General features: G+C 67.4%; 5 protein-coding genes and 1 pseudogene. 3 read left to right on the top strand and 3 right to left on the bottom strand.

Annotated features, from left to right (window positions below):
• From I6A81_RS46460 to I6A81_RS40255, 3 genes and pseudogenes are all read left to right on the top strand, one after another.
• Nucleotides 1–145: pseudogene (locus tag I6A81_RS46460) on the top strand (amidohydrolase family protein); the annotation flags it as partial.
• Between the two features lie 184 nt (nucleotides 146–329).
• A complete protein-coding gene (locus tag I6A81_RS40250; protein WP_203007881.1) occupies nucleotides 330–1103 on the top strand; it encodes an SDR family oxidoreductase in 774 nt (257 codons plus the stop codon).
• Nucleotides 1104–1140: 37 nt separating this feature from the next.
• On the top strand, nucleotides 1141–1284 hold the full coding sequence (locus tag I6A81_RS40255; RefSeq protein ID WP_203007879.1) for a hypothetical protein: 144 nt from the start codon (nucleotides 1141–1143) through the stop codon (nucleotides 1282–1284).
• A gap of 94 nt (nucleotides 1285–1378) precedes the next feature.
• Here the strand turns inward: I6A81_RS40255 and I6A81_RS40260 are convergent, their stop codons facing one another.
• The 3 genes from I6A81_RS40260 to I6A81_RS40270 all read right to left on the bottom strand — a co-directional run bounded on the left by I6A81_RS40260 (nucleotide 1379) and on the right by I6A81_RS40270 (nucleotide 4882).
• A complete protein-coding gene (locus I6A81_RS40260; protein ID WP_203007877.1) occupies nucleotides 1379–2269 on the bottom strand; it encodes a BKACE family enzyme in 891 nt (296 codons plus the stop codon).
• Between the two features lie 185 nt (nucleotides 2270–2454).
• On the bottom strand, nucleotides 2455–3600 hold the full coding sequence (locus I6A81_RS40265) for an acyl-CoA dehydrogenase family protein (protein WP_203007875.1): 1146 nt from the start codon (nucleotides 3598–3600) through the stop codon (nucleotides 2455–2457).
• Nucleotides 3601–3661: 61 nt separating this feature from the next.
• A complete protein-coding gene (locus I6A81_RS40270) occupies nucleotides 3662–4882 on the bottom strand; it encodes a CaiB/BaiF CoA transferase family protein (protein WP_203007873.1) in 1221 nt (406 codons plus the stop codon).
• Between the last annotated feature and the right edge of the window lie 293 nt (nucleotides 4883–5175).

Here is a 5175-nt window from a genome sequence, read left to right on the forward strand (position 1 = left end):
CCTGTTCGGCTCCGACTGGCCACACGGCGAGGGCCTCGCCGACCCCGCCGCCTTCACCGACGAACTCACCGCCTTCACCCCCGACGAGATCCACCGCATCATGCGCGCCAACTGCGCCGAACTCGTCGGACTGCCCACGCACTGACCGTGAAGGGCGGTACACCCACGACGACCGCATCCACGTTGGACCGGTCGGCCTCCCGCCGGTGTACCGCGACGCCCCGCGGCTCTCACCTAGTACCGCGGGGCGTCGTCATGTGTGCTGCCAACCGAGTTCAGGAGGTCAACAGGTGAGCCAAGGTCAAGATTCTCTTTCATTTCATGACCGCGTGGTCGTGGTCGTTGGCGCAGGGGCCGGCCTCGGAGCCACCCTTGCCCGTCGGTTCTCGTCCGCGGGCGCGGGCGTCGCGCTGGTCGCCCGGTCCGCGGCGTCGCTCGATGTCTCGGGCAACGCCGCACGCGCGGCCGGCGGCGAGGTGCTCTCCGTGGCGGCGGACATCTCCTCGCCGCCCAGCGCCGAACGGATGGCCGCGACAGTGATCGAGCACTTCGGCCGCGTCGATGTTCTGGTCAACACGGCGTTCCCGAGCACCGCCAAGCGTGCCATCGTCGACATGGACGATCATGCACTCGAGGAGTGGCGGCGAGCGATGGAGATCGGCGGGTTCGGGACACTGCTCACCTGCCGGTACGTAGCCCCACACATGGTCGAGCGCGGTACCGGCTCCATCGTCAACGTGACGTCCATGTCGAGCCGCATAGGCCTCGCCGGCCGCAGCGAGTACAGCGCTGGCAAGGCCCAGGCCCACAAGATTGCTCAGTCGCTTGCCGCCGAACTCGGCCCACGTGGTGTCCGCGTGAACTGCGTCGCGCCAGGTCACATCTGGAGCGACCGGCTGGAGCAGTACTACCGATCGCTAGCCGTGCAACGCGGCGTCGACTACGAGGACGTGCTCGGCGAGTACACGAGCGAGATGGCTCTACGCCGCCCTGTGACCGAGGACGAGGTCGCAAACGCCGTCCTGTTCCTCGCGTCGGATCTGGCATCAGGGATCACGGGCGCCGTGATCGACGTGAACGCCGGACATCTATTTACACCCTGAGAAGCGGAAGGACCGAACAGCCGGATAAACGAAGGTCTTGTCTTTCGCGCTCGCCGCCATGCTGGAACGATTCGCCGAGCAGTGGGCCGTGCACCAGAACCACGTGACCGGTCGCATCCTCTCCGTTCATGGCTTTCTCAACTCCCACGATATGACGGCCGACGACGCGGGGGCTCGCTGACGACACCGATTGCACCGTCGGCGCGGCGAAGTCCTCACACCCGCCGACGGCTCGACGCTTCCAAAAGATTCGGGATGAACCTGCGCGGCTCGACTCACTGCCGGTCCAGGCGTGGACGCGGCAGGCCGAGAATGGTGGCGGCCTGGTCAGGAGTGGCGACCGGGCGGCCGACTTCCTCACACAGTTGCACGGCCTCAGTTACCAGCTCGACGTTCGTAGGTCGTCGGTCGCCGCCGTAGAACTCGAGCCCCAGGTGCAGGTGGCCGCCGCGTTCCAGTGCGAGCCGCGCGACCTCGCTGGCGACGACGTCTCCACCCACCACCGATACCGCCCAGGGAACGTCGCAGTCGGCGAGAATCTCGAGGTAGACATCGAGCGCGCGCGCTGTCGGTGGCAAGCCGAATGGCGCGCCGAGATAACCCTGGTCGGTTGAGAAGTAAAGCTTGACCATCGATCCGGCGGGTAAACAGCCAGCGCGCCACCAGGCGACCGCGGTCCTCAGGAACCCCGGCTCATAGATCGCCATGCTCGGCCCGAGCCGGCAATCGGAGCAGATCTTGAACGCTCGAGCAATCTTGTCGTAGGAGTTGTCGTAGACGAAGGAGCCGACAGGGACTCCCTCGGCGTCGATGCCGCCGAGGTTGACCGAGCCGGGGTCCACGATCCCAATGCGCGCCAAACCGCTTTCCGCTAATGGAACCTGATGCTCGTAGCTGGGCGAGGCCGCCGCGTGAATAGTCGGGTAGATCAATGCGTCGGGGCGCGCCCTCAGAATCGGCCGCCAGGCCTCCAGGTACCGCTCGGCCGCTTCAGCCTCGCTGCAGCCGAACCGGTCGATGTGGTGGTGAACGATCGCCGCCCCAGCCACGATGCACGCCAGCGCGTCGGTGGCGATCTCGGGCGGTGTGATCGGGACGCACGGGTTGCGGTCCCGGGATGTCGCCCCGTTGATCGCCGCTTCTAAGATGACAGGATCGCCACTCATGATCTCTCAGCCTCGCACTAAAGGGATGATCGTTTGCGGGATTGGATACCAACCGTTTGGCGAGACTGGATGACATGATTACCGACCAGGTGAATAAGGCGTCTCGTACCTCGCCGTGGCGCTGGTCGCGCCCTGTGTCGCACGGGTACGTGAGGCCGCGTCGGCGTGACATGGGGTGTGACGACTCATTTGCGGGGCAGGCCGCAGCGCTGCTGGGCGATGATGTTGCGCTGGATCTCGCTGGTACCGGCGTAGATCGTGGTGCCGAGGGAGAACCTCAGTGCGTGCTCGATCCGGCCGCCGACGACCGCGGTCGGATCGAGCCTGCTGCGCAGGGCGTCCGGTCCGACGAGCTCGGTCAGGTCCTCCGCGGCACGCACCAACGACTCAGTGCTGAACAGCTTCGACATCGGCCCTTCCGCCACCGGTACCTGGCCGTTCACGGCCATCCAGGTGGCGCGCAGTTCCAGGAGCTGGGCGACCTCCAGCGCGGTCGCCCAGCGGCCGAGGCGATCTTGCGTGTCGGGCTCGTCGATCCGTCCACACCCGCGCGCCCACTCCTCCACCGCCTCGAGCAGCCGGGCCAGGTGCGGGCTGAACGGGGCCGAGTGCTCGTCCTGAAGCGCGATCATCAGCGCTCGCCAGCCGCCGTCGACGTCACCGATCCGCCAACGGTCCTCTACCAGCACCTCGCTGAGGTACACGATGTTCGTCCGCTCGCCGGACAGCGTGTGGACGGCCTGCACCTCGACGCCCGGCTGGTCGAGCCGGACCAGAAACAGCGTCAGTCCGGCGTGCCTCGGCCCGTCTGGACGGGTCCGGGTGAGCAGGAAGATGTAGTCGGTGATGTGCCCGTTGGTCGTGAACATCTTCTGGCCGTCCACGATCCAGCGTTCGCCGTCCCGGCGCGCGCGCGTGCGGACCCCGGCGACATCGGAGCCAGCCTCCGGCTCGGTCATGCCCAGCGCGATCGTCACCTCGCCGCGCAGGAACCGCGGCAGGATCTCGGCCTTCAGCGCCTCCGAGCCGACCGCCCGGATCACGTTCGCCACCATCTCGGTCGTGCTGATCGCGTAGACCGGCGCCTCGGCCTTCGTCAGCTCGTCCACGAGCGCGTGTACCTCGTACGGGTTGAGCGCGCGGCGGCCGTCGGCGCGTTCCCAGCCAGGGCCGACCCAGCCGCGCTCGGCGAGGCGCCGCACGAACGTGTCGTCGTGCGACACCCCGCTGCGGTAGACCCGGTCGTCCAGCTCGGGCGTGAGCTCCTCGGCGAGGAACGCACGCACCTCGGCGCGCAGCGCCGCCACGGACTCGTCGGCGTCGAAATCCATGATGTTTACTCAGACCCCCTGGTCTCGGCCGTGCCGCGCGCGGGCCAACGGCCGGCGGAGGTCACGCGACGACACCCTTCAGCTTCATGTCAATCACCGTGTCCCAGTCCAGGCCAAGAAGATCGGTCAAGATCTCCTCTGCGTGCTCGTTGAACTCCGGCGCACGCGTCGGCACTGCCGGTTGATCGTCGAACCGCACCGGCGGCGCGACAAGCCGGAACGGGACACCGTCCTTGGTCGATGTCTCCTGTACATAGCCGTTGGCCACGACCTGCGGGTCGTCGACGACCTCCACCGCGTTTTGCACCGGCGCCCATTGACCACGAAAGTCGGCCAGTCGCTCGCGCCACTCGGCCAACGTCGCGGAGCGGAACTCCTCTTCGAGGATCGCGATAGCCGCGGCGCAGTTCGCCGTCAGCGCCTCGAAGGAGGCGAACCGCTCGTCATCGACGAGCTCCAGCCGGCCCAGCACACGGCACATCTCAGGCCAGTAGTGGAAGTACTGCAGGCAGGACAAGAAGATCCAACGGCCGTCCAGCGTACGGTAGCTGTTCGTCAGCGGGTTACGCAGCTGGTCCGCGGCTGGCTGCCCCCAGGGCACACCGGACCGCATCGCCAAGGCGATACCAGCGCCCTGCGCCCACATGCCGGTTGCCAACAGCGAGACGTCCACTACCGGCGCCTCACCCGTCCGCTCGCGGTGCAGCAACGCCGCCGCGATGCCACCAGCTATCGTCATCGCACCGATGGAGTCTCCATACGCGGGACCCGGCTGCCAGACCAAGCGGTCAAGATCCGCTGGACTGGCACCGGCAGCGAGCCCCGACCTCGCCCAGTAGCCCAGGATGTCGTAGCCACCGTTGTTCGCGTCGGGACCGGCGTCGCCATATCCCGAGCCTCGGACGTAGATGATGTTCGGGTTGCGCTCCCGAATGTCATCCACCTCGATCCCGAGCGACGACCGCACCCGCGGAAGCTTGTTGGTCAGAAACACGTCACAGACCTCGACGAGCCGGTAGAGGATCTCCAGGCCCTCGGGGACGGACAGGTCGAGCGCCAGGCTGCGCTTGCCGCGGTTCGAGTGCTCGAAGAGCACATGGACGCCACCAGCACCGAGATCCAGCACGCCCGTGCTGGCCAGACCACGCATGGCGTCACCGCGGGTGACATGCTCGATCTTGATGACCTCGGCACCCCAGTCGGCCAGCACCGCGGACGCCGCCGGGACGAACGTGTGCTCAGCGACCTCCAGCACCCGAATACCCCGCATCACCGCGGTCATCAACTCGCCCCTTCTGATCCGATCCGTGTCGCCGGCTTGGCACATCGCCGTGGAAGCCGCGCGAGGCGAGAGGCTCGCGCATTTCCCCGAAATCCCAGGTCGGCTCGGCCACTCACCTGCGCGACGCCTGGCGCCACCCGCGCGGGCGCATCCGCCACCGTCGCCCTTCGAGCCTCCGCGGTGATCAGCCGCGACCTGCCGGCCGAGTGGGTGTCTGGAGGCCGAGCAGTTCCGCCAGGTTCGCTGACATGATCCGCTCGATGTCGGCCGGGTCGTGGCCGGCCAGCGTGTCC

It is taken from the genome of Frankia nepalensis (assembly GCF_016786325.1).
In the GTDB taxonomy this organism is placed as follows: domain Bacteria; phylum Actinomycetota; class Actinomycetes; order Frankiales; family Frankiaceae; genus Pseudofrankia; species Pseudofrankia nepalensis.

Excerpts from the sequence above, each read along its gene's own strand:
- I6A81_RS40265 (WP_203007875.1), bottom strand. The coding sequence starts at position 3,600 with ATGGATTTCGACGCCGACGAGTCCGTGGCGGCGCTGCGCGCCGAGGTG.
- I6A81_RS40270 (WP_203007873.1), bottom strand. The coding sequence starts at position 4,882 with ATGACCGCGGTGATGCGGGGTATTCGGGTGCTGGAGGTCGCTGAGCAC.
- I6A81_RS40260 (WP_203007877.1), bottom strand. The coding sequence starts at position 2,269 with ATGAGTGGCGATCCTGTCATCTTAGAAGCGGCGATCAACGGGGCGACA.